Here is a 22,871-nt window from a genome sequence, read left to right on the forward strand (position 1 = left end):
AATGAAGGTTATTCACTTGAAGGTGAAGCCGTTACTTTACCTGAAAGTGTATCTTGTAATGCCTGCTTGGCATTGGCGAGTTCCGTTTCATTAATATACACATATGGACTTCTCCACTCTCCAGTAACCGGAGTATAATGCACATCCGAAGTGGAAATGTTCCAATACGTTGAGATAAAGTTTTTCATTTGTTCCGATTCCACATCTGTCGTCATATTCTTGTCAACTGCACCAATCACTTTGCTGATCTTTGTAATGCCCCCAAGAGATTTCATCTGATCCAGCATAGAGTTCAGCACTTGGTTTTGACGTTTGTTACGATCAAAGTCATTGGATTCATCAGTCTTTGGATTACAATTGGATTTGCGGTAACGAACAAAATCTAGTGCTGCTTTACCATCGAGATGTTGTGCGCCTGCGACCAGATTGATATCTGTACCATCGGCTGTATCTCTATAACACATATTTTTATCCACAGTCACATCCACCCCACCTACGGCATTGACAGCATCACGGAATGCCTGGAAATTCAGGACGGTTGTATAATTAATATCTACATCCAAATACTTGCCCATCATTTCTTTCATCTGATCCTCTGCATTTTTGCCAGTGGTTTTTTCCTGTGCTTTGAATCTTGGATAATAGGAATTCAGCTTGTTGGATTTGTACCCATCCAATTGAATACGCGTGTCTCGAGGCAAAGATACAATGGTTGCCGTCTTGGTCTCCGGATTCAACGAAGCCACCATAACAACATCCGAGAGATGTGTGCCAGTTTCAGGACGGTTATCTGTGCCTAATAACAGCATCGTGATCGGTTTGGTTGTGGCTGACATCCCGGGAGGTACCGGTTTATCGATGCCTGTATCCACGACTTGATTGTATACCCAGTACGCATATCCACCGCCTACCACAATGGCAATAACCAATAGACTTAAAAGGATTCTGCCAAAAGCATTCATTCTCTTTTTCTTCTTAGGCTGCTTGCCCTTGCCATTCTTCGATCCAGAAGCACCGGATTGCGTTGGTGCCTGTCTCCGTGGAGGCAGTCCGTTCGAATTTGAGTTCATATCTTCAACACCTTTATCACATCTGTTTTTGTCTAAATAAAAGACAACCGCTTTCCCTAAGGAAAACGGATGGTCTGTACAAGACAGGATTTATGAGTTTCGAGCGGCAGCTTCCGCTTTTTTCTTTTGACGACCTTCAATAAAATAACGCACTCTCACTAATAACATCAAACCAACCGCCACCAGCAAACATTGAATGATGGGCAGCTTGTCGATCTGAAAAATAAGAAGCATGAATGTGCCCATCGCCATCAAAATATAGAGAACGATTTCCTTACCAAGTGGCAATTTCTGACGTACCCGAAACACCTTGTTATATACGTAAGTAATCAATACAAAGATGACGATGTAGGCTACGATCGGGTGTGATGCGAACCATGCTTGCATGCACAGCCAGCTCCTTTCGTGTTCATGCTAGGATAAGTTAACTGATTGATGGAATTCCCTTTAGCAACTTAGAGAGCCAGTACGTGCATCGTGACCGTTTCGGTCTCAGCTCGTTCTTCTGATCGCTGTTATCCCCAGATTTTTTTGATCCATTTTTCAATGGTAAAATCCGTGGATAAAGGCGAGCGCTTCGCTTCTTCAGAATCGATTCTGATCCCTACACTACTTTAGCTGTACAACCCTCTCGTTACTTGCCGGGCCCATCAAATGCTAACTTATATAGTTTATTTTGTTGTTATTAGGCTTTTGAAGCCATTTTGCGTTGTTTTTCTGCACGCTCACGCTCGGATTTGTTCAGGATCTTTTTACGAAGACGAATAGATTTTGGTGTAATCTCACAATATTCATCTTCATTCAGATATTCAAGCGCCTGTTCCAATGAGAAGATAATCGGAGTTTTAATTTTAACCGTATCATCTTTACCGGAAGAACGAACGTTAGTCAGTTGTTTTTCTTTGCAGATGTTAACAACGATATCATTGTCACGTGTATGTTCACCAACAATCATACCTTCGTAGATTTCAGTACCCGGCTCCAAGAAGAGCGTACCGCGATCCTCAACGCCCATCATGCCATAGAACGTAGATGTACCCGTTTCAGTTGAGATCAACACGCCTTGGTGACGTCCACCCACTTGACCGGATACTACTGGAGCGTAGCTGTCAAATGCATGGTTCATTACACCGTAACCACGAGTCAATGTCAGGAAGTTTGTGCTGTATCCGATCAAACCACGTGCTGGAATCAGGAACTCCAGACGAACTTGACCACTACCTGTGTTAACCATGTTAACCATCTCTGCTTTACGTGCGCCCAGGCTCTCCATTACGGAACCCATGCTCTCTTCAGGGATATCAATCAACAAGCGCTCAACAGGTTCCATTTTCTTACCGTCAACTTCTCTTACGATAACTTCTGGTTTGGATACTTGAAGCTCATATCCTTCACGACGCATATTTTCAATCAGGATACCCAAGTGAAGCTCACCACGTCCGGAAACGATAAATGCATCAGGGCTATCCGTTTCGTCAACACGAAGGGAAACGTCTGTTTCCAACTCTTTGAACAAACGCTCACGAAGTTTACGGGAAGTTACCCATTTACCTTCACGACCTGCGAATGGACTGTTGTTCACGAGGAACGTCATTTGCAGTGTTGGCTCATCAATTTTCAGAACTGGCAAAGCTTCCGGGTTGTTAGGGTCGGCAATGGTTTCACCAATGTTGATGTCCTTGATCCCTGCAATGGCAACGATGTCGCCTGCTCCTGCTTCTTCCGTCTCAATACGTTTGAGACCTTGGAAACCAAACAGTTTCTCGATACGTGCAGTTTTACTCTTACCATCACGCATAATAACCGTTACCGATTGTCCTTGACGGATCACACCGCGGTTAACACGACCAATGGCAATACGGCCAAGGTATTCATTGTAGTCCATCAAAGTAACGAGGAATTGAAGTGGTTCTTCAACATTTTCGGTAGGGTGTGGGATATGACTAACGATGGTATTGTAGATCGCCATCATGTTGTCATCTTGTTTGGCAGGATCATTATCCATGCTGGATGTTCCGTTCAATGCGGAAGCATATACAACAGGGAATTCGAGTTGTTGATCGTTGGCACCCAGTTCAATGAACAGGTCCAATACTTCATCAATAACCTCAGTCGGACGAGCCGCTGGACGGTCAATTTTGTTTACAACAACGATTGGTGTCAGGTTATGCTCAAGTGCTTTACGAAGTACAAACTTCGTTTGTGGCATACAGCCTTCATAAGCATCAACAACGAGCAATACACCGTCAACCATTTTCATGATACGTTCAACTTCACCACCGAAGTCGGCGTGTCCTGGTGTATCCACAATATTAATCAAGTAATCTTTATAAGTTATAGCCGTGTTTTTGGCCAAAATCGTAATACCGCGTTCACGCTCCAAATCGTTGGAGTCCATTACGCGCTCCTGTACCGTTTCGTGATCTCGGTAAGTACCGGATTGCTGGAGCAACTTGTCAACGAGTGTTGTTTTTCCGTGGTCGACGTGGGCAATAATCGCAATATTGCGAATGTGTTCTCTTGAATGCATGTTTTGTATCCATATCCTTTCCAATTTCAAATCATATCTACTTAAACTTCCCGCAATTTCGCAGGTTACTCACAAAATAAGCGTCGGTGATATCCCGACGCATGTCTATATCCCTTATATTATAGTTTATTATAGGTAAAAATCAAGATATTTCGCACGAAAAGACCACTGGGAATGTTACCAGCCTCTCCCTTGACGTCCTCGTCCAAGTAATAACCAGACTCCGCCCAAGATCAAAAGGACAGCAAGTACATAGATAATTCCCGTTTGCAGCAAGGTAAATCCGAATAATATGATCGACACCGCACCAAGGATCAAAGCCACAGGTAACACATATTCCGGTCTTCGTCGTTCAGCCATTCCATATTCGAGTAACCCTATGGCGATCCCTAGCAAGAATGCTGGCCACAGTCTGCTCATAAGTCCAGCGCCCCATGTATTCGTTATACTGAATAAAACACCATACACCGTTAGTATGCCGGCAGGAACGAGTGACCACGATGGTGAAATACGCGCATAATATAACGCATGAAGGGCGATGCCTGGCAGCAGGATCAGCAAAGGCCAGAAATTACGACCAATAAATCCAAACACACCAAACTTGCCAAGCAGAATAATAATTCCCGCAGCTGCAATAAATAGTCCAATCGCTTTTTCATTTCTCATCCTCATCTAAAATCACCTCTTATACTATGGCTATGTACTTTATTTCTTCATAAACGATACGCATTCCATGCTGACTGTTGATAATCAAACCTTTAATCATGCTTCTAGTGTATCCGATGTTTCGGCAAAAAACTATACTTTATGTCGCACTTTGCGTGCGTCCTTTACCTGTATTACCCTAAAATGTGCAACTTATGACCAGCCCAATGATTGTTGTATTGACAAGCGTATTATCTCACCACAAAACCGCCTAAACCGGACGGTTCAGACGGTCATATGTTCAAGCTTTTATCCAAAATTAAACTATGCGTTCTTACGCACAAATTTATGTGCGCCTCCAATCGCAACCACAAGACAAGCCATCGCTACGGGTAGCAGCGTATGCACCTCTGATGCCATACCCCCCAGCCATTCTCCTAACTTGGGGTCTTTCATCACCATCTCACCTGCTGTGAAGGCCAGGATGCCTGATCCGACGAATACAAGAATCGGAAATCGCTTCAACAAACCAACAATTAAGCCGCTCCCCCATACAACGATGGGGATACTGATTGCAATACCAATGACGATCAGAGCCAAATCTCCATCTGCCAAAGCCGCTATGGCCAAAACATTATCCAAGCTCATTACAAAATCGGCAATCAGAATGGTTTGAATGGCTTTCCAGGTCGTAGAAGCTTCCCGAATATGTACTTCATCCTCATTTTGAAGCAGCAGCTTTACTGCAATCCAGAGTAGCAACAGCCCACCTGCCGCTTGGATAAAGGGAATCCCCAGCAATAATACCGCTACAAAGGTTAACACACAACGCAGCAGCACCGCGCCAAAAGCTCCCCACCATACCGCTTTTTTGCGTTGTATTGGTGGCAGATCCTTGCTGGCAAGCGCAATAACAACCGCATTATCTCCACTTAATACCAGATTGATCATTAAAATTTCAGTTAACAGCCATAGTTTATCCATGTCCTCATCCCCCCACATTAACTTGTATGTCGGAGTTGTCCATGCTATTCTTAATGATTGAACCGTATATAAGGAGTGACATATATCATGGAGCTATTTAGTCCCACATTCTGGCTGGCTTTGCTGAACGTTGTCTTTATTGATCTAATTCTGGCTGGAGATAATGCCATCGTCATTGGTCTCGCAGCTCGAAACTTGCACCCTTCCGTGCAGAAAAAGGCGATTCTATATGGAACTGGCGGCGCACTTTTGATTCGAATTTTAGCAACAGTTGTTGTTTTATGGTTGCTTAAAGTTCCGTGGCTCTTGCTTGTGGGAGGCATACTTCTGATCTGGATTGCCTATAAATTATTGGCGGATCAGGGAGATGAACACAATGATGTCCAGGCGGGAACTTCCTTGTGGACCGCTATTCGTACCATCGTGATCGCGGATGCAGCCATGGGATTAGATAACGTGATTGCAGTTGCTGGAGCAGCGCAGCAGCATCTCGTGCTTGTCATCCTTGGACTCCTGATTAGTGTACCTATTATCGTCTGGGGCAGTACCCTGTTTATCAAGCTAATTAATCACTTTCCTTGGATCATCTATGTCGGAGCCATTGTTCTCGGGTATACGGCTTCCAATATGATCACTGAGGAACAGCGACTCTTGCCTTACTTTACGGAACATCCGGCATTGCGCATTCTCTTTATCGTTGTGGTTATTGCAGGTGTAGTCTTTGCAGGTTATCGCAAACGCTCCAGCAGTTCCAGCCACAAGGGATCTGGTGGGGAACAGCAACGCTCCTATTCGTAGGCTAATTTAAACTAACAATTTCATCTGAATACAGCAAAGGACTGAACGATATTTCATCGGACAGTCCTTTTTTGCAGTTAACATAGCCCTTATTATGTCAGCCATGCTAATTTTTATTGAGTTTAGAACCAGTCATCCTTCATGCCATTGTCTCCTGTTGGATTCGTTACCACAGAAGTTTCACCGGCGTGCAGTGTGATCGTTTCAGTTTGTTCCACCGCCTGATCCACCCATTCTGACAGATGGCTCATTGTTGATTCTATTTTATCCACAATTCGAAGATTTGGATTGGTTGAAGGTGACTTTGGCACAAAGAGAGTGCAGCAATCCTCATATGGCAAAATAGAAATGTCATACGTTCCGATCTGTTTGGACAAGGTAATGATCTCCTGTTTATCCATCATAACCAGTGGTCGCAACAGTGGCAGATCCGTCGCACGACCAATGACATTCATACTCGGAAGAGTCTGACTCGCTACTTGGCCCAGGCTATCCCCGGTGATCAGTGCGAGTGCCCGCTCACGCTCGGCAAGTTTGGATGCAATTCGCAGCATTGAACGTCGCATCAGCGTAATAATCAGATTATCCTGACCCAGCTGGGTAAATGCCGTTTGGATCTCCGTAAATGGAACCAGATGCAGCTTGATTGTTCCCGCATGATCAGCAAGGGCACGTGCCAAATCAATGACTTTCTCTTTGGCGCGCTCGCTTGTAAACGGGTAACTGTAAAAATGCACACATTCCACTTCCAGTCCACGGCGCATGGAAGACCAGGCTGCCACCGGGCTGTCTATTCCACCTGATAGCAGTACCATCGCTTTGCCATTCGTCCCCAGTGGAAAGCCGCCTACTGCCGGAATGGTTTCGTTGAAAATATAGGTACCCTGATCCCGAATTTCCACTCGCAGTTCAATATCAGGTTGACGAACATCAACACTTAATTGCTGGAACTTCCGAAGGATCGGGGAACCGACCAAATGGTTCATTTCATGGGAAGAGTTCGGGAACTCCTTCCATACCCGCCTTACATTTACCTTGAATGTGGTGCCTTCCTTGAATTCGTCTTCCCTTTCGTCCATAAACGCAACTGCTGTTTTCACAATCTCATCAAGCTCGGATGGAGTAACTTTAACCGGACTAATCGACATCACACCAAATACCCGCTTCAGCACCTTAATCAGTTCAGTATGTGATTCACCGCCAAGATCCACATAGACACGGCCATATTCTTTGCGAAGGCTCGCTCCTGGATAAGGTTTAAGCAAAGCTTTCACCTGTGTAATGATCGTTTTCTCAAATCGGGCACGATTTTTCCCTTTTAACATAAACTCTCCGAAACGGAGAAGCAGCATATCATATTTCATATCCATTACATCCGCCTTTCGAGGGGCCGCAACTGCGCCACCATCTGATGTAAAGCCTGTTCAAGCAAGGCTACATCTTCTTCTGTATGTTCATCTCCAAGACTAATACGCAATCCGCCAATAGCACAAGCTGCATCTCTGCCCATCGCAAGTAGAGCCCGACTCGGTTCAGCCGAACGCGAAGAACAGGCAGATTGGGTCGATATGGTTACGCCAAGTTGCTCCAAGGTGTGCAGCGCTACTTCTGCCTTCATCCCGGGATAGGAGAAGTGCACAATATGAGGTGCACCCTCTGGGCTACTGTTCAATTTAAATTCAGGAATAACACGTATCGTTTCCATCAATCGATCACGGAGCACCGTTGTACGCCGGGCAAAATCAACCTGATCTTCTGCTGCCATTCGCATGGCCTTTGCCATGCCTACCAGCAAGGCCACGTTTTCTGTGCCTGCTCTTAGGCCTTGCTCCTGTGATCCTCCTGACAATAGTGGCGTAAGCTCCACTCCACTTCGCACATACAGGAGACCTGCTCCCTTCGGTCCACGTATCTTGTGAGCAGACAGACTGTATAGATCTGCACCCCAAACGGCAGGTGTCGCCTTCATTTTTCCAAAGCCTTGAACACCATCCACATGGAAAAGCACCCGTGGTGCTTTCTTTTTGAGCTGTTTGCCAATCTCTGCAATCGGATGGATGGCTCCTGTTTCATTGTTTACATGCATCAGACTTACAAGCACCGTGTCGGGCCTGATCGCGTCTACAACCTGCTGAGCGTTGACCACTCCATCGGAATTCACGGGAACTAATGTCACTTCCCATCCCCACTGCTGCAATTGCATAAAACTTTCGTACACCGAGGCATGCTCGGTAGCCGTAGTGATGATGTGTCTGCCTCGTGACTGATAACGTAATGCCGCACCTTTTATCGCAAGATTGTTACTCTCGGTGGCACCGGAAGTAAATACAATCTCTTCAGGCTTAACGCCGACTGCAGCAGCGCATCCAGATCGAGCACGACGCAGCAACTGATCGGCACGCTCTCCATACCCATGGATGGAGGACGGATTACCGAATTGTGTCTCCATAATTTCGGCCATCGTACGAATCACATCAGGATGGGGAGGTGTGGTTGCAGCATAATCAAAATATTTCAAATGAGGTTAGACCTCCCTTATCTCTTCGTTCTTGAACCTACAGTGAGCATTGTAACACGATACCCATACAACACAAAAAGACCAACCGGGAACAGGCGTTTCAAGCGCTTCTGCTCCCACATTTGATCTCATCCTGCCTACCATGTGTTTTCACAAATGTCTATCTGTGAGTTTAGATCACATATTTCGACTGTGCCTTCTCCACCTTGGAGATATAATTCTGTGTTTCTGAAGGCAAACGGTTAAGTACACTCATCAGTTCGCTATCACTCGACACGCCCAGACGTGAAACACGACCTGGTCCTGCATTATATGCAGCAAGTGCCATCTTCACTTCTCCACCGAAACGCTGGAGCTGAAGGGAAAGATACTTCGTACCCGCATCAATGTTTTGGGCAGGATCAAATGAGTTACTCACACCCAGCCCTGCAGCAGTGCCATCCATTAATTGCATGAGCCCTTTGGCACCGGCAGAGGACACCACATTTGGGTTAAAATTGGACTCTGTGTCAATGACGGCCTTGATCAATGATTCAGGAACACCGTATTTCGCGCTTGCCTCGGCAATCAAAGATTCATAATCCGTAGGTACAGATGCACCTGAATCCACGATTCCTGTATTGGATGAAGATAATAAAGACTCAACGATGTTATTGGAGACAGAGGACGATCCTGCCGTATTTATATCTGGATTGTACGTGCTTCCGAGTTGCAGCCACAACAGACCATCACTGGATCTTTTGGAGACCGTAGCGGTAGAATCTGTATTGCTCGTCGAATTGGCACCCGTACCTAACAGCCCGTCCATCACATTGGCGAAATCCACTGTTGAACCAGCATCCGATTGTGATCCACTGGTTTGGTTATTCACATTGGACAATTGCAGTTCCAACAACTGCCGCGATCCGCTTGGATCAATCTGCATGAGTTATACCCACTCCCGTATAATTAAGCGTATTATGACCTTATTCTACATCGTTTTACAGCAAGGTTCCATTGTTTTCAAAAAAATATATGAATCTCTCCACATAACCTGCGCATATACGAAAAAAACCTTCTGTAATTCACCGCATTTGGGTGAGAACAGAAGGCTTTTGAATGAATCATTTTACACGTTAACGAGCGAATGGAATCATGAAAAAATAACTCAGCGTAGCTACAACACCCAGTCCAATGGACCAGGCTCCCGCTGTCTTACGACCATTCACATAGGCATAGTAACCCAGTACGGCTGCGGCCGGTCCAAGTACGATTGACCACATAAACAAAGACGCGATCCCGAAGGCAAGTCCCATGTAACCCGCAACCTTGCCTGTTGATTCCATGACCCGGTCTGCCTCATGCTTCTCAGGTACAGGCTCTGCCCGTTCGGTACCTCCAGTTCTTACGACAGTCGGAGGAGCGACCTCTGCCCCGTATTCTTCCCGATGTGCTTTTCTGGGATAATCGACGCGCATACGCTGTTTTTCACCGTCAACATTGATTTTAGGGCGATCCTGCAAATTAAACTTATTATCGTCATTTTTCATTGGGAAGCACCTCCGTTATGAATAGGGATGACTGCTCACTTGGGTTTGAACGTGTGACAGCATGTTGCAGAGGATGTGCGTGCATGATCATGGTGATCGGAGTCAAATGTCTCACCGGCAAATTCCTCATGCAGACGACGGGTGGCATGTTGGTCGATGTCAATCATGATGGCATCAGCGTGGCAGAAGTTGTTCTCTCCCCAAAAGTTGCAGTTGGAGACGCTGCATTTGACAATTGGTTTGTCTTGGCTCATTTTTTATCACCTCGACTACTATTGTCTCCCCGCCACAAACCTGATATTCCCCGTCAAAATGCCAGATGATGACATGATCACACCTCGTCTGATTCTCACTAAAAACACAAAAAAACCGCCACAAGGGCGGTTTCGTCCAATTTCATATTCAGGTTTAAACGTTAATTAGGCGTGATTCCGTTGATTTTGCATACGGCGCTGAGTCAGGTAATCACTTTCATAATATGCCAGATCATCGCGCAATTCTTCGTACGTTTTGGAAACCTCAAGAATGACATCCCGTACTGCACGGATTGGCTTGTCACGGAAACGAATGGCATCTTGTCCTGTGTAAGCGTATCTTCCGTCTTCGGAATAACATTCATTTTTGGGATAGAAAAAGCTATTTACGCATTGATGATACGTATTATAAAGAGCCTTTTCGGCAAAATCGACATCAAAGTTGGCACGACGCAGCACAACGCCAAGTTTTTCGTAAGAAACTTCAGAAAAAACGAGCAAATGACGGAGATCTGAAAGAAATCCTTTGTAGAAGGCTGTTGATTCTTCCGTCTGATTCTGATCCAGTTCAGGCAAAGCATTCTCATTCAAAAAATTTTCAATCCGATCGATAGCCGGTTTTAACTTTTCCCTAGTTGACTCACATGTTTTCTGTACATTGGCTGCTGACATAAAGGTAGCTCCCCCTTAAATAAGTCCTTACATATAGGTCGGCCAACGGTGGTTTTCCCCTGACCTTTGAATTCTCAGCTATAATCCTACCATAAAAAGATGACGAGCGGTATCCCTTAATCACGCTTTCCGCTTCTGCCGTTAAACATGCCTATTATACGCAGTTAGACTCGAACCCGCCTGCATAAAAATATCCGCTTTTTCTAACGATAGATATAACCAGTGACAACGACGAAGCACTGTTAATGATTGTCCAAAATGAACGAAGGAGGTTCCATCCACCATGTCCAGACCGAAATGGATTAACTGGGCCCTTGCAGCTGGTGCAGGAGCACTCGCTCTGACACTCCTGCTTCCAACATCCAATCGTCCCGAACCTAAGCCAGGTGCCCTGTCTGACTCTGCTCATGAGGAGCACACGAGTAAACAGCGTCTGAAAGTGCAGGATGTCAAAGCAACCGATCTTCTGACCCGTATGGATGCCAAGCAACATCTCAGTATCATGCTGGAGAAAACCGCCACAATGAATGCTGCGCAGGTTAACCGATATGTGAATGATCTCCAAAGTTCACATGAACATATCAGATCCATTCATCTCATGAATACCAATGGCTCTTTTAACAAGCCCTTTGATCACGCCTCCACACAAGGAAGCAAGTTGGAACAACAGAAGCTTCAACATTCGCTCAACCTTGCCAAAAAAGCGGTAAACAAACGTCAAAGTTTTGAATCCTCTTCTTTTCCTTTGGGAAAAGAAAAATACTTTGTTATGGGGCAACCCTCCAAAGATGGAAAAAGAGCTGTAATTGCCTTGTTCAGTCAGAACGTATTAAATGCTGTTGAACAACATCAGCGCAAAAATCTCCGCATGATCCCTTATCCGCGTGAGGGTAAATTCAAAATTGAGTCTGTTCACCCGGATACGCTTAACGAAATCACAGTGAAAACTGGACATGATAATGCAAATGCCAGTCATTTTTATGAAAATGAGATCGTCATCCGTTTTCGCCAAGATCCCGGTGAACGGGATATGCGTATCATTAAATCCGATCTGAGAGCGCAATCTGCGCGCAAGCTGGGATACACGTATGTTTTTCGGTCAGAACACATGAGTTACAAACAATTGCATAGTTATTTCGAAAGCAAATGGAATCCACTCTATATGGAGCCCCACTATATGTATTTAACCAATGATACTGTAACTGAACAAACAGATGTAACGATACCCAATGACATTTTGTTCTCCGATTATCAGTGGAACCTGCCTGCGATTGAGACAAACAGAGGTTGGAATATTACCAAGGGAAACAAAGATGTCATCGTAGCAGTAGTTGATACGGGGGTTGATATGAATCACCCTGACCTGAAGGGCAAGCTCCTTGAGGGTTATAATGTGGTCGAGCCGGGAAGCCAACCGATGGATGATGTGGGACATGGAACACACGTCGCAGGCATTATCGGCGCTATTGTCAACAATAATGAAGGCGTGGCAGGCATGAGCTGGTATAACAAGGTACTACCGGTTAAAGTACTCGACAACTCAGGTTCTGGTACCACGTATGCCGTTGCCGAAGGCATCATCTGGGCAGCCGATCATGGAGCCAAGGTTATCAACATGAGTCTGGGCAATTATGCTGATGCGCAATTTCTCCATGATGCCATTAAATACGCTTTTGACCGGGATATCGTCCTGATTGCAGCTACGGGGAATGATAATACCGAGCGTCCAGGATACCCTGCTGCTTATCCGGAAGTATTTGCCGTATCTGCTACGGACCCGGATATGAGTAAAGCTTCCTATTCCAACTACGGGGACTATGTGGATGTGATGGCTCCGGGGTCCAGTATCGCCAGTACCTATCCAAACAATCAGTATGCGGCCTTGTCTGGAACGTCCATGGCTAGCCCTCATGTAGCCGCACTTGCAGGTTTGATTCGTTCGTTGAACCCGGACTTGACCAACACGGAGGTGATGGATTTGATGCGCCAAAGTGTTATTGACCTCGGTGATCCGGGTCACGATAAGTATTTCGGCTATGGGCAAATCGATGTCTATAAGGCACTGCAAGCAGCATCAGGCAACAGCGCTCCTTTGCAGTTCTGGCCGCAACATGTCAGACAACAAATGGATAATACGATGAAAAAGTATACGCAGTAAGCGTAATGAGGATAATCTGTAAAAATTACAAAAGCAGCTGCGCCCCGGGGCGTACGCTGCTCTTTTGGTTTATATCCAATTCCCCGGGGCACCCGCTGCGATTAGCGTTTGCGAGAAGTTGTGCGGGCTTTGCTTGATTTTTTCACGGATTTTTTCTTCGGATTATGGCTGGATACATAACAAGGGTCTTCTTCTTTGACAACAACAGGATACATGTGGTGATGAATCGGAACACAGTGATGTTTTTTGATCACTTCAATCGGGTGGATTACAGGCACGATTTGTGGGATGTAATAATCCTCAACAACCTGGATCGGGTCACAGACAATCGGGCAAAGCGGTGGACAGTAATGGTTCATTTCAAAACCAACTCCCTTTCTGGTGATACTATAACCTATTGCAACAGATCGAAAGTGGATTGGATGTATGTCCATAGTCCGAAAAATTATATGAGCGGTAGCCTGTCCGCCACTGTCCCACCCTGCCCAGGTGTTACTCTGTCAATGACTTGGCACAGTACACGAAGTCCCTCACACAAAAGCTCAACGTTTGTTACAGTGAAGCAGATACGCAGACTTGGTGTATCCATCTCCCCTACATAACAGGCGGAACCAGGGAGGAAAGAGACCCCTGCAGCAAGTGACTGATGATGCAACTCACGCATATCCAAGTTACTCGGAAGTTGGAGCCACAGATTGAGTCCTCCCTCTGGCAAGCGCCATTGCATGCCCGAAGTAGCATGCTCTTCCAGCACTTCAGATGCTGCACACAAGCGAGAATACAATTCATCCCTCAATCGGGATACATAGGCACCGTACTGATTCTGAATGAAAGATTGCAGTGCCTTTTGTGTAAGCAGCGGACTCCCCAGATCCGCCGTAGATTTCGCGGCCACAAGCCGGGTCAATACACTTCCGTCTGCGATGGCGCAGGCTATACGGCAACCGGGAGACAACACCTTGCTGAAGCTTTTGATATATACGACATGACCTGTCCCATCCATCGATTTAATTGAGGCCGGGGGAGGGTCCCGAAAATAAAGATCTGCAAACGGATCGTCCTCCAGAATGAGGCAGTGGTAACTTTGCGCGAGATTAAGAAGTTGTGCTCGTCTTCTTGCGCTCATCGTGATACCTGTTGGATTGTGATAGGTCGGGATCGTATAGATCAGCTTGGGCGGATAGGTATCACATAATCGGGTCAACAGATCAATACGCATGCCTTCGTCATCCATCGGGACCGTAATGATCTTCGCGCCTCTACTCGTAAATACATCAATGGCTCCGGTATAGCTTGGTGCCTCCATGTACACAACATCCCCAGGTCCGACAAAAGTCCGTGCCACAAGATCGATCCCCTGCTGAGCACCACTTGTAATTAACATGCGTTCAGGTACAGCCTGTAGTCCACGCTCGGCAAAGTGTTCGGCCAAGATCTGTCTAAGCTCCCGATCCCCCTGAAAAGATCCGTAAGCTGCCATACGCTCTGTATGATCAGAGGAGAGTCGGTAGGCGCTATCGATAATCTCTCGTGTAGGCAACAGTTCAGGTTGAATCGCTGACATATGAAGTTCATACCGCACTTGAGGTGACGTATCAAAATGTCTCCAGAGCTGGGCTCGCGGTAAATAATCTACCAGTGCCATCTGCCAATTCCATGACGTACCGGATTCACTGTTGGCATTGTTCCGCTGCGTTCGGTCCACATCCTCCATCTGATCCACGTTCAATGTACCTCTCACATAACAACCTTTCCCCTGGGAGCAGGTGATCAATTGAATCGCTTCAAGTTCAGCATACGCTTTGGATACAGTGACCAGGCTGACACCCAAATCCGCGGTCATTTTGCGAACAGAAGGAAGTCGGGTTCCGGGTTCAATGAGTCCTGATCTGATGCGATCGGCAATCGTTAGCGCAATCTGCACGTACAATTTGGTACTGCTTCCCCGCTTTAATTCAATATGCATATGTGCTCCCCCAACTGTTATGATCTTCATTTTACTGTTATAGTGTAGTCCGTCTATTATAGTTTATAATATCAGTATAACAGTGAATAACAGGAGATGAGAATAACATGAGTATCCCTTGGTCCAAAATGGCACAAAACACCCCGTCCTCTGTCGTTCGCGACATGCTCCAGGCCGCTCAGGCACCTGGAATGATCTCTCTAGCCGGTGGATTACCAGCCCAGACTTCATTCCCGCTGGAAGCCATACGCGTTGCATATGAAAAAGTATTTATGGGCGGAGCAGCCGCTCTTCAATATGCGGAGACTGAGGGTTACCGTCCTCTTCGCGCCAAAATCGCCGAACGTCTTGAATCCAAGGGCATTCCCGCTTCACCCGATCACATGCTTCTCACTACGGGTTCACAGCAATCCATTGACTTGGTTTGCCGCATCCTTCTCGACCCGGGTGACCGCGTATTGGTTGAATCACCAACCTACCTCGCTGCTCTGCAAGTCATTCATTCCTATCAGGCTGAATCTCACGGCGTAGCCTGTGATGATCACGGTATGTTGCCTGAATCTCTGGAGGAACAGCTCCAGTTGCATCGTCCAAAACTTGTCTATATTAATCCCACGTTCTCCAATCCTACGGGAAAAGTATGGTCGCGAGAAAGAAGACAGCAGGCTGTGGATCTGTGCCGCAAGTATGGTGTACTCATTCTGGAGGATGATCCCTATGGTGAAATTCGGTTTAATCCGGAGCAATTGGATGTCCCTGCTCTTGCAGAACTGGATGCAGTATCCTATGACGGCCCTTCCAACGTTATCTACACCAGTACATTCTCCAAAACGGTAGCACCTGGCCTTCGTACGGGCTGGATACTGGCTGCTCCCGATATTGTCAAAATGGCAGCACGAGCCAAACAAGGTGCTGACTTGCACTCCAGCAGCATTGACCAAAGAGCGCTTCATGCACTACTTGAATCTTTCGATCTGGATGCGCATATCCGCCATATTTCAGAGGATTACGAACAACGCATGAAAACACTGACTACTCTTATGGCAGCCAAAGCTTGGGAAGGTATCTCGTGGAATTCACCTCAAGGTGGCATGTTCTTGTGGCTGCAATTGCCTGAAGGCATGCTTGCAAGCAATCTGTTCACTTATGGTATCCAGGAGAAAGTGTGCATTGTCCCTGGTGATTCCTTCTATGCAGGCACACCAGAGTTAAACCGCATGCGGATCAACTTTACTCATACGGACCCTGAGCTCCTTCCGGAAGCCGTGGAAAGAATGGATCGCGCCATCCAACGTTGGCATGCTTCCTTAACATCGGACAGTGTTGTTACACTGTAATGAACTGTCATAAACGTTTGACTATTCCATTAGCGTATGAAGATTAATAACTTGATATGAGAAACAAAAATAAGGCGGCAGGCCCGAGAATCTCGGAACTGCCGCCTTATTTTTATAGAACCTGTTATCAACAGGAGTTAAGTTTTTTTAGATGTTCATGGGTCCTTCTGATCAGTCAGGCCATCGGATAATTCATACGAGTTGTCCTCGACTGATAGGTGGACTACATTGTGTTGCAATAGTGTTGTTGTTGCAGTTAGGAAAGCTTACCGTAAGCCGGGTTCTGTGCTCTTCGTGGTTCATACGGGAACTACCCTCCCACCAGAAGCGACAATCATCTATCTAGGCCATACATTGCTGCACAGCTCAAGCGACCAACCTAGACACACCTCGGGCTAAGGTTGCCTCCTCCGAAGAGGCGGCTGTGTCCCATTAGGTCTTGCTCCAGATGGGGTTTACCAGGAACGAAGTCACCAGCGTTCCTCGGGGTCTCTTACACCTCGGTTCCATCCTTGCCTGTGCCGGAAAATCCGGCCATCGGCGGTCCATTTCTGTGGCACTATCCTTCAACTCGCGCTGACTGGACGTTATCCAGCATCCTGCCCTGTGGAGCCCGGACTTTCCTCTCGTGGCAACAAAGGCCACCAGCGATTGTCTGTCAAGCTTTCCGAACAACATTACATAGTATACAGGCATTTAGGTTCCCAGACAAGCTTAATATTACTGGGAGCTGCACAGCAACGGTCTTTTTAGATAAACTGGAATACTTCCGTATTTACCTCTGAAGCTGTAACTTGCGTATCATATCGTTTTTCTTCCAAACGGGAACGAAGCCAATCCGCTGTTTTTGGTTTCATAATCTTCTCGGAATTATGTCCCGGGTCGATGATACACATACCTGCCATTAACGCATCATGAGCCGTGTGATAATCAATATCTCCGGTCACAATAACATCCGCACCTTTGAAGCGGGCAGTGAGCGCGTAACGGCTGCCAGAGCCGCCAAGAACCGCTGCTTTTTTGATCTGCTTGTTCAGATTTCCTACTACCCGCACATGAGGCACATTGAATTGGGTCTTCACGACCTCCACTAGCTCACCTAATGTCTTAGGCTCCCTAAGGGGTCCCAAGCGTCCCAGACCGAGCGTACGGCCCTTTAAATCCATTGCATACAGGTCATAGGCCACTTCCTCATACGGATGAGCCTTAAGCATCGCCTGAACGACCTTACTTCTCAGACTTTGGGGTACGATGGTCTCAATCCGCATTTCTTCCACACGTTCCATCTGCCCTTGGGTACCGATAAACGGTTGAGTCCCTTCACCAGGTACAAATGTTCCTGTACCTTCCGTGTTAAAGCTGCACTTGTTGTATTGACCGATACTCCCCGCTCCGGCTTCCAGAATGGCCTGAAGAACCTGTTCATGATGGGTACGAGGCACAAAGACAGCCAGCTTGTACAGATGATCTGTGTGTACATCTTCCAGCGATTCTTTACTCTCGATGCCAAGTGCATCGGCCATCCAGTCATTCATCCCACCCTCGGCCACATCCAGGTTTGTATGACTGATATAGACAGCAATATCATGCTTAATCAGCTTTTCATACAATTTACCCATAGGTGTATCTGTACTCAGTGACTTAACCGGACGGAAAATGATCGCGTGATGAGCGATAATCAGGTTGGCACCGATACGAATCGCTTCGTCCACCACCTCATCCGTCACGTCCAAAGCTACTAACACGTGACGGATTTCTTTTTGCAAACTGCCGAGCTGGAGACCAATGCGGTCATCCGGTACAGCCAGATGTTTGGGAGCGAGTTGCTCCATCAGTTGAATTACAGTTTGACCTTTGGCAAACATGCCAAAACCTCCTTCAAGTTTGCGATAAGACGCTCTACCTCAGCCGCCTTGTCCCGGGAAGAATCCTGATCGGATTTGGAGATGGAGTTAACAACCCCTTGCAGTTTGACGATCTCACTTTCCCATTTGGAAAAAAATACATCCGTCGGTCGATCAACCAAATAAGGCCCCATCCGTAGCAGCAAATCTTCCGTCAATTCTGTCCCGCCTTGAAGCGGACGTGCACGATACACCTCTACATTGGCAATCGGGCTTACAGATTGTGGCATCGCCGTTATAATCTCATAGATCTTGCCATCTTCTTCGAGCAACTGTTCTGCTACAACCACCCAGTGATGCTCCAGTAACCAGCGTCTGAGGATGTCCTCTCCCACATTTGGTTGCAAAATAAGTAACTGGACTCCTTCCAGTTTGGATAAACCTCTGTCCAAAATAGAAGCAATCAGGGCACCGCCCATGCCTGCGATGGTGATGACATCCACTTCACCCGCAGAGATCACATCAAGACCGTCTCCACGACGCACCGTGATTTTTTCTTTCAGGCCGGCATCACTGACTTGTTTGCATGCAGCATCATAAGGGCCAGGATTGACTTCCCCGGCTACTGCACTTGCAGCTTTCCCACTGCGGATTGCGGCTACTGGCAGTAAAGCGTGGTCTGAACCGATATCAGCCATCCGGCTGCCATCGGGAATTTGATCATGTATTCGCTGTAATCGATTCGAAAGTTTCATGAAGCACCTACACCATTCATTTAATTTATTGATTTGCATTGAACAAGGAAAAGCGATAAAATAAAATCCAATAAAACATTTCAAGGATGAATTTCCAAAACCAAGAAATCAAGACGTTTAAATTAAAAATAAAGGAGACCCCGCCGCCGCTAAAGCGTCTTGCGGAAAGTCTCCCATAGTTCGATTATTCGAGGAAATCCTTGAGTCGTTTACTACGACTCGGGTGACGCAACTTACGAAGAGCCTTAGCTTCGATCTGACGAATACGCTCACGCGTAACACCAAATACCTTGCCGACTTCCTCCAGCGTTCTCGTCCGTCCATCGTCCAGACCAAAACGTAGACGAAGCACGTTCTCTTCACGTTCAGTCAATGTATCCAATACATCTTCGAGCTGTTCTTTCAGCAACTCATACGCAGCAGCATCCGCCGGAGCAAGTGCTTCCTGATCCTCAATGAAGTCACCCAGATGGGAATCATCTTCCTCACCAATCGGTGTTTCCAGAGAAACCGGTTCCTGTGCAATCTTCGTAATTTCACGAACTTTCTCTACACTCAGATCCATCTCAGCAGCGATTTCTTCTGGTGTCGGTTCACGCCCAAGTTCCTGCAACAGCTGACGGGATACCCGGATCAGCTTATTAATCGTCTCCACCATGTGCACAGGGATACGAATGGTACGCGCCTGGTCAGCAATAGCACGAGTGATCGCTTGGCGAATCCACCATGTTGCATACGTACTGAACTTGTATCCTTTTTTGTGGTCGAACTTCTCAACCGCTTTGATCAGACCCATATTACCTTCCTGAATCAAATCAAGGAACAACATTCCACGTCCAACGTAACGCTTGGCGATACTGACAACGAGTCGTAAGTTAGCTTCAGCCAGACGACGCTTGGCTTCTTCATCCCCGTTCTCAATCCGTTTAGCCAGTTGTACTTCATCATCTGCCGACAACAGTGGCACACGACCAATTTCCTTGAGGTACATACGGACAGGGTCATTGATTTTGATACCTGGCGGCAAGCTCAGATCATCATCAAAGTGGAATTCGTCCTCTCCCTCTCTGGTGTTGTTCTCGGAATCTTCACTAGGACGAAGTGTAACCTCTTCATTATTTTCATTCACTACATCGATACCCAGATCGCTCAGTTGCTCATAGAACTCATCCATTTGCTCTGCATCCTGCTCAAAAGGAGAGAGTTTCTCTATAATTTCCTTGTAATTCAGCGAAGCTCTTTTCTTACCTGATTCAATCAATTGATCTTTAACCTGATCCAGTGTCAATTCTGTTTCTAGTTCAGTATGCTGATCATTCGCCATAATTCGACTCCCTCCTCCCTAGAAACATCTAATCATCAGACGTTCACTGTCTCTCTAGGGCAATCATTTCAATTGCAATCTGTGCCGCGCGTACAGAATCACCTGCCCGCTCTGCAGCAATCATTTCTTCTTTTTTCAAATCGTACTCTTTCTTACGCGGATGCTTCAGCACTTCCCTGATGCAATCATCGAGCATTTGAATACTCCATTCACCTGGACCATCCATCATCGAGATTGAACTAACCGTCTTTTCCAGACGATCGTCATGCAGTGAAGACATAAAACGGCTTGTATCCGACGGTTTGCCTTGCGCATAGTAGGCATATAGATAAGCAGCAATAGCTGCATGATCATCCAAGTTAAAAGCTTCACCAAGATGCTCATTCACGTACTGGGCAGCCTCATCATCCTGCAACATCCAGGCAATCAGTTTGCGTTCGGCAGCGTGATAAGCCGGCAACAGATTGGGTGTAGGCACCTGCCTATTTTGTTGCCTACCATTATTCCACCTTTTCGGGTTATTATCCCCAAACTGGAGGTTATTTTTCATCGCCTCCCGTTCTTCATTACACTCCTGCTTCAATGTTTCGAACGATACGTCCACTTCTGCAGCCAGTTCACGAAGATACACTTCCCTTTCTGTTGGAGAAGGTAAGGGTGCAATCAACTTTACTGCTTCTTTCGAATAGGCGATTTGTCCGCCACCCTCTAGCAGTATATGGCTTTTTTTTAAGTTTATAAGTTTAAATTTTGTAGTTGTCACGGCACCGTCCACAATCTGGTTTCGGAACCGTTCACCACCATGCTTCCGGATAAAATCATCCGGGTCAAGTCCCTCGGGAATGAGAGCCACTTTGACCTGCAATCCAGCTTCCTCAAGAATAGGGAAGTTTTTGAGTGCAGCAGCCTGTCCTGCTCTGTCGCCGTCATAACATATGATGACTTCGTCGCACATCCCTTTGAGCATCAGTGCCTGATTCTCGGTTAACGCAGTACCCATTGCCGCTACACCGTTCTGGATATCCTGATCCCATGCGGAGATGACATCACCATATCCCTCGAACAAAATGGCTTGTCTTTGTTTGCGAATTGCATTTTTGGCATGATGCAGATTATAGAGAACACGGCTTTTGTTAAATAACCGGGTTTCCGGTGAATTTAGATACTTCGGTTGCCCATCTCCCAATATGCGTCCTGCAAATGCAATCGGCTTACCGCTCCTGCCATTAATCGGGAACATAATCCGGTCTCGGAATCGATCCACATATCCCTGACCTTCATTTCGCGGTGACAGAAGTCCACCCTTTTCCATCTCTTCGAGTGGATAGTTACGTTTCTCAAGAAATTGTACCAGTGTGTCCCAACGATTTGGTGCGAAACCAATCTGGAACTGGTCAATCAACTTGTCGCCAAAACCTCTTGAGCGTAAATACTCCATGGCTGACTTGCCGTGCTCTGTATTTTTCAACAAAAAATGATACAGCTTCGCGGTAAGCTCATAAGCCTCCAACAGACGTTCCGTCTCCGGATTCACATGAGCAGATTCACGCCCTTGCCAGTCCCCCATAGAGATGTGACTTTCTTCCGCCATCGTTTTGACAGCCTCGGGAAAGGATAACCCTTCGATTTCCATCCTGAATTTGATGGCATTTCCACCCGTGCCGCAACCGTAGCAGTAGAAAATTTGTTTCTCAGGTGTAACGGTGAACGAAGGCGTCTTCTCGGAATGAAAAGGACAGAGGCCTTTCATATACTTCCCCTGTTTGGTCAGATGCACAAATCGGCTCACCGTATCGACAATATCATTCTGCTGTAACACCGATTCAATAATACTTTCGGGTATACCGCCTTGTCCGGTACTCATCTCTGGCCACCTTCATCTCTTCAACACGTAAATATAATTCGATAAACTTACACATTCTCCTGCAAATCTTTTAAAAGTTTTGTCAGTTTATGTTGAAACATTTCTCGATCCTGCTCTGTGAAAGGCTTTGGGCCTTTCCCGTAATGGCCTCTTTTTCGTGCTTTGGCCGCAGTATGACGAGAATCCAACATGAAATCAATGTCACGATCGTTGAACTCACGACCACGAAAGGACAAAACATAACAACGTTTGCCAAGCGCAAGTGCCGCAAGTCCATAGTCCTGAGTGATAACCACATCATATGGCTTAATATGATTAGCAATATACAGGTCTGCGCTCTGATCACTGCGATCCACTTGCACGGTTCGTACCCCTTCTCCTCCTTGAAGCAAATGATCAAATGAAGAGACTAACAATACGGGGATGTTGAAAAGGCGAGCGGTTTGCGCAATCTCGGTTTTGACCGGGCAAGCATCACCATCCACAACAATGTGGCGTATATTTAACTCACTCAAACCCAGACCACCCGGTTTCATATAAAATAGCTGCATATTGTTATATACGACCCCGGCCAGGCAAAATCCTTCTGCCGGAACGAGGGAAATCAAAGGCTAAAATACGGA

Annotated in this window: 21 protein-coding genes and 1 other RNA gene; 3 read left to right on the forward strand and 19 right to left on the reverse strand. The window is 46.4% G+C overall.

The window, feature by feature from the left end:
• Positions 1–8: 8 nt before the first annotated feature.
• The 5 genes from MHI55_RS21970 to MHI55_RS21990 all read right to left on the reverse strand — a co-directional run bounded on the left by MHI55_RS21970 (position 9) and on the right by MHI55_RS21990 (position 5,229).
• Positions 9–1,070, reverse strand: a complete 1,062-nt coding sequence (locus MHI55_RS21970; protein WP_076250727.1) for an LCP family protein — start codon at positions 1,068–1,070, stop codon at positions 9–11.
• A 90-nt stretch (positions 1,071–1,160) separates the two neighbouring features.
• Positions 1,161–1,457, reverse strand: coding sequence for a YlaH-like family protein (locus MHI55_RS21975; RefSeq protein WP_036614990.1), 297 nt, complete (start codon positions 1,455–1,457; stop codon positions 1,161–1,163).
• 298 nt (positions 1,458–1,755) lie between these two features.
• The gene (typA, locus tag MHI55_RS21980; protein ID WP_036674819.1) at positions 1,756–3,600 is read right to left on the reverse strand and encodes a translational GTPase TypA; all 1,845 of its coding nucleotides are present in this window, start codon (positions 3,598–3,600) and stop codon (positions 1,756–1,758) included.
• A 177-nt stretch (positions 3,601–3,777) separates the two neighbouring features.
• Positions 3,778–4,272: a hypothetical protein gene (locus tag MHI55_RS21985; protein WP_340386883.1), complete on the reverse strand. Its 495-nt coding sequence runs from the start codon at positions 4,270–4,272 to the stop codon at positions 3,778–3,780.
• 297 nt (positions 4,273–4,569) lie between these two features.
• Positions 4,570–5,229, reverse strand: coding sequence for a TerC family protein (locus MHI55_RS21990; RefSeq protein ID WP_340386885.1), 660 nt, complete (start codon positions 5,227–5,229; stop codon positions 4,570–4,572).
• Between the two features lie 87 nt (positions 5,230–5,316).
• Between MHI55_RS21990 and MHI55_RS21995 the strand changes: the two genes are divergently transcribed.
• Complete coding sequence (locus tag MHI55_RS21995; RefSeq protein ID WP_047843768.1) at positions 5,317–6,027, forward strand: TerC family protein; 711 nt, start codon at positions 5,317–5,319, stop codon at positions 6,025–6,027.
• Between the two features lie 122 nt (positions 6,028–6,149).
• On the opposite strand, the gene thiI is transcribed toward MHI55_RS21995, so the two are convergent.
• The 6 genes from thiI to MHI55_RS22025 all read right to left on the reverse strand — a co-directional run bounded on the left by thiI (position 6,150) and on the right by MHI55_RS22025 (position 11,000).
• Positions 6,150–7,391, reverse strand: a complete 1,242-nt coding sequence (gene thiI / locus MHI55_RS22000; protein ID WP_036615288.1) for a tRNA uracil 4-sulfurtransferase ThiI — start codon at positions 7,389–7,391, stop codon at positions 6,150–6,152.
• 5 nt (positions 7,392–7,396) lie between these two features.
• Positions 7,397–8,545 carry a cysteine desulfurase family protein gene (locus MHI55_RS22005; RefSeq protein ID WP_340386887.1) on the reverse strand — a complete coding sequence of 383 codons (1,149 nt, stop codon included), beginning with the start codon at positions 8,543–8,545 and terminating at the stop codon, positions 7,397–7,399.
• A gap of 172 nt (positions 8,546–8,717) precedes the next feature.
• Positions 8,718–9,470 carry a lytic transglycosylase domain-containing protein gene (locus MHI55_RS22010; protein ID WP_036674814.1) on the reverse strand — a complete coding sequence of 251 codons (753 nt, stop codon included), beginning with the start codon at positions 9,468–9,470 and terminating at the stop codon, positions 8,718–8,720.
• Between the two features lie 190 nt (positions 9,471–9,660).
• The gene (locus MHI55_RS22015) at positions 9,661–10,002 is read right to left on the reverse strand and encodes a hypothetical protein (RefSeq protein WP_235193989.1); all 342 of its coding nucleotides are present in this window, start codon (positions 10,000–10,002) and stop codon (positions 9,661–9,663) included.
• 107 nt (positions 10,003–10,109) lie between these two features.
• On the reverse strand, positions 10,110–10,328 hold the full coding sequence (locus tag MHI55_RS22020; protein WP_074095869.1) for a DUF1540 domain-containing protein: 219 nt from the start codon (positions 10,326–10,328) through the stop codon (positions 10,110–10,112).
• A 165-nt stretch (positions 10,329–10,493) separates the two neighbouring features.
• Positions 10,494–11,000 (reverse strand): YpuI family protein, encoded by a 507-nt coding sequence (locus MHI55_RS22025; RefSeq protein ID WP_017687263.1) that lies wholly within the window; start codon positions 10,998–11,000, stop codon positions 10,494–10,496.
• Between the two features lie 283 nt (positions 11,001–11,283).
• Here MHI55_RS22025 and MHI55_RS22030 point away from each other — a divergent pair, with 283 nt between their 5' ends.
• Positions 11,284–13,158 carry a S8 family peptidase gene (locus MHI55_RS22030; RefSeq protein ID WP_340386889.1) on the forward strand — a complete coding sequence of 625 codons (1,875 nt, stop codon included), beginning with the start codon at positions 11,284–11,286 and terminating at the stop codon, positions 13,156–13,158.
• Positions 13,159–13,259: 101 nt separating this feature from the next.
• On the opposite strand, the gene MHI55_RS22035 is transcribed toward MHI55_RS22030, so the two are convergent.
• A complete protein-coding gene (locus MHI55_RS22035) occupies positions 13,260–13,517 on the reverse strand; it encodes a hypothetical protein (RefSeq protein WP_036615016.1) in 258 nt (85 codons plus the stop codon).
• Between the two features lie 86 nt (positions 13,518–13,603).
• On the reverse strand, positions 13,604–15,124 hold the full coding sequence (locus MHI55_RS22040; RefSeq protein WP_340386891.1) for a PLP-dependent aminotransferase family protein: 1,521 nt from the start codon (positions 15,122–15,124) through the stop codon (positions 13,604–13,606).
• Between the two features lie 107 nt (positions 15,125–15,231).
• On the opposite strand from MHI55_RS22040, the gene MHI55_RS22045 reads away from it, so the two are divergent.
• Positions 15,232–16,461 (forward strand): PLP-dependent aminotransferase family protein, encoded by a 1,230-nt coding sequence (locus tag MHI55_RS22045; protein WP_340386893.1) that lies wholly within the window; start codon positions 15,232–15,234, stop codon positions 16,459–16,461.
• 257 nt (positions 16,462–16,718) lie between these two features.
• On the opposite strand, the gene rnpB is transcribed toward MHI55_RS22045, so the two are convergent.
• From rnpB to MHI55_RS22075, 6 genes are all read right to left on the reverse strand, one after another.
• An RNA gene (rnpB, locus tag MHI55_RS22050) (RNase P RNA component class A) lies at positions 16,719–17,128 on the reverse strand.
• 82 nt (positions 17,129–17,210) lie between these two features.
• On the reverse strand, positions 17,211–18,326 hold the full coding sequence (locus tag MHI55_RS22055) for a Nif3-like dinuclear metal center hexameric protein (protein WP_340386895.1): 1,116 nt from the start codon (positions 18,324–18,326) through the stop codon (positions 17,211–17,213).
• Positions 18,302–19,060, reverse strand: coding sequence for a class I SAM-dependent methyltransferase (locus MHI55_RS22060; RefSeq protein ID WP_100527037.1), 759 nt, complete (start codon positions 19,058–19,060; stop codon positions 18,302–18,304). Before MHI55_RS22060 ends, MHI55_RS22055 begins: the two co-directional genes overlap by 25 nt.
• A gap of 184 nt (positions 19,061–19,244) precedes the next feature.
• Positions 19,245–20,384 (reverse strand): RNA polymerase sigma factor RpoD, encoded by a 1,140-nt coding sequence (rpoD, locus tag MHI55_RS22065; RefSeq protein WP_017687256.1) that lies wholly within the window; start codon positions 20,382–20,384, stop codon positions 19,245–19,247.
• Positions 20,385–20,427: 43 nt separating this feature from the next.
• Positions 20,428–22,248, reverse strand: coding sequence for a DNA primase (gene dnaG, locus MHI55_RS22070; RefSeq protein WP_036615029.1), 1,821 nt, complete (start codon positions 22,246–22,248; stop codon positions 20,428–20,430).
• 47 nt (positions 22,249–22,295) lie between these two features.
• Positions 22,296–22,784: a YaiI/YqxD family protein gene (locus MHI55_RS22075; protein ID WP_047843776.1), complete on the reverse strand. Its 489-nt coding sequence runs from the start codon at positions 22,782–22,784 to the stop codon at positions 22,296–22,298.
• Positions 22,785–22,871 lie beyond the last annotated feature (87 nt).

Source organism: Paenibacillus sp. FSL E2-0151 (assembly GCF_037993015.1).
GTDB classification, from domain to species: Bacteria; Bacillota; Bacilli; order Paenibacillales; family Paenibacillaceae; genus Paenibacillus; species Paenibacillus amylolyticus.

Coding starts and splice junctions, on each gene's coding strand:
- MHI55_RS22010 (WP_036674814.1), bottom strand. CDS start 9,470: ATGCAGATTGATCCAAGCGGATCGCGGCAGTTGTTGGAACTGCAATTG.
- MHI55_RS22045 (WP_340386893.1), top strand. CDS start 15,232: ATGAGTATCCCTTGGTCCAAAATGGCACAAAACACCCCGTCCTCTGTC.
- MHI55_RS22030 (WP_340386889.1), top strand. CDS start 11,284: ATGTCCAGACCGAAATGGATTAACTGGGCCCTTGCAGCTGGTGCAGGA.
- typA (WP_036674819.1), bottom strand. CDS start 3,600: ATGCATTCAAGAGAACACATTCGCAATATTGCGATTATTGCCCACGTC.
- MHI55_RS21975 (WP_036614990.1), bottom strand. CDS start 1,457: ATGCAAGCATGGTTCGCATCACACCCGATCGTAGCCTACATCGTCATC.
- thiI (WP_036615288.1), bottom strand. CDS start 7,391: ATGAAATATGATATGCTGCTTCTCCGTTTCGGAGAGTTTATGTTAAAA.
- MHI55_RS21990 (WP_340386885.1), bottom strand. CDS start 5,229: ATGGATAAACTATGGCTGTTAACTGAAATTTTAATGATCAATCTGGTA.
- MHI55_RS22055 (WP_340386895.1), bottom strand. CDS start 18,326: ATGTTTGCCAAAGGTCAAACTGTAATTCAACTGATGGAGCAACTCGCT.
- dnaG (WP_036615029.1), bottom strand. CDS start 22,248: ATGAGTACCGGACAAGGCGGTATACCCGAAAGTATTATTGAATCGGTG.
- MHI55_RS22025 (WP_017687263.1), bottom strand. CDS start 11,000: ATGTCAGCAGCCAATGTACAGAAAACATGTGAGTCAACTAGGGAAAAG.
- MHI55_RS21970 (WP_076250727.1), bottom strand. CDS start 1,070: ATGAACTCAAATTCGAACGGACTGCCTCCACGGAGACAGGCACCAACG.
- MHI55_RS21995 (WP_047843768.1), top strand. CDS start 5,317: ATGGAGCTATTTAGTCCCACATTCTGGCTGGCTTTGCTGAACGTTGTC.
- MHI55_RS22060 (WP_100527037.1), bottom strand. CDS start 19,060: ATGAAACTTTCGAATCGATTACAGCGAATACATGATCAAATTCCCGAT.
- MHI55_RS22015 (WP_235193989.1), bottom strand. CDS start 10,002: ATGCGCGTCGATTATCCCAGAAAAGCACATCGGGAAGAATACGGGGCA.
- MHI55_RS22020 (WP_074095869.1), bottom strand. CDS start 10,328: ATGAGCCAAGACAAACCAATTGTCAAATGCAGCGTCTCCAACTGCAAC.
- MHI55_RS21985 (WP_340386883.1), bottom strand. CDS start 4,272: ATGAGGATGAGAAATGAAAAAGCGATTGGACTATTTATTGCAGCTGCG.
- rpoD (WP_017687256.1), bottom strand. CDS start 20,384: ATGGCGAATGATCAGCATACTGAACTAGAAACAGAATTGACACTGGAT.
- MHI55_RS22035 (WP_036615016.1), bottom strand. CDS start 13,517: ATGAACCATTACTGTCCACCGCTTTGCCCGATTGTCTGTGACCCGATC.
- MHI55_RS22075 (WP_047843776.1), bottom strand. CDS start 22,784: ATGAAACCGGGTGGTCTGGGTTTGAGTGAGTTAAATATACGCCACATT.
- MHI55_RS22040 (WP_340386891.1), bottom strand. CDS start 15,124: ATGCATATTGAATTAAAGCGGGGAAGCAGTACCAAATTGTACGTGCAG.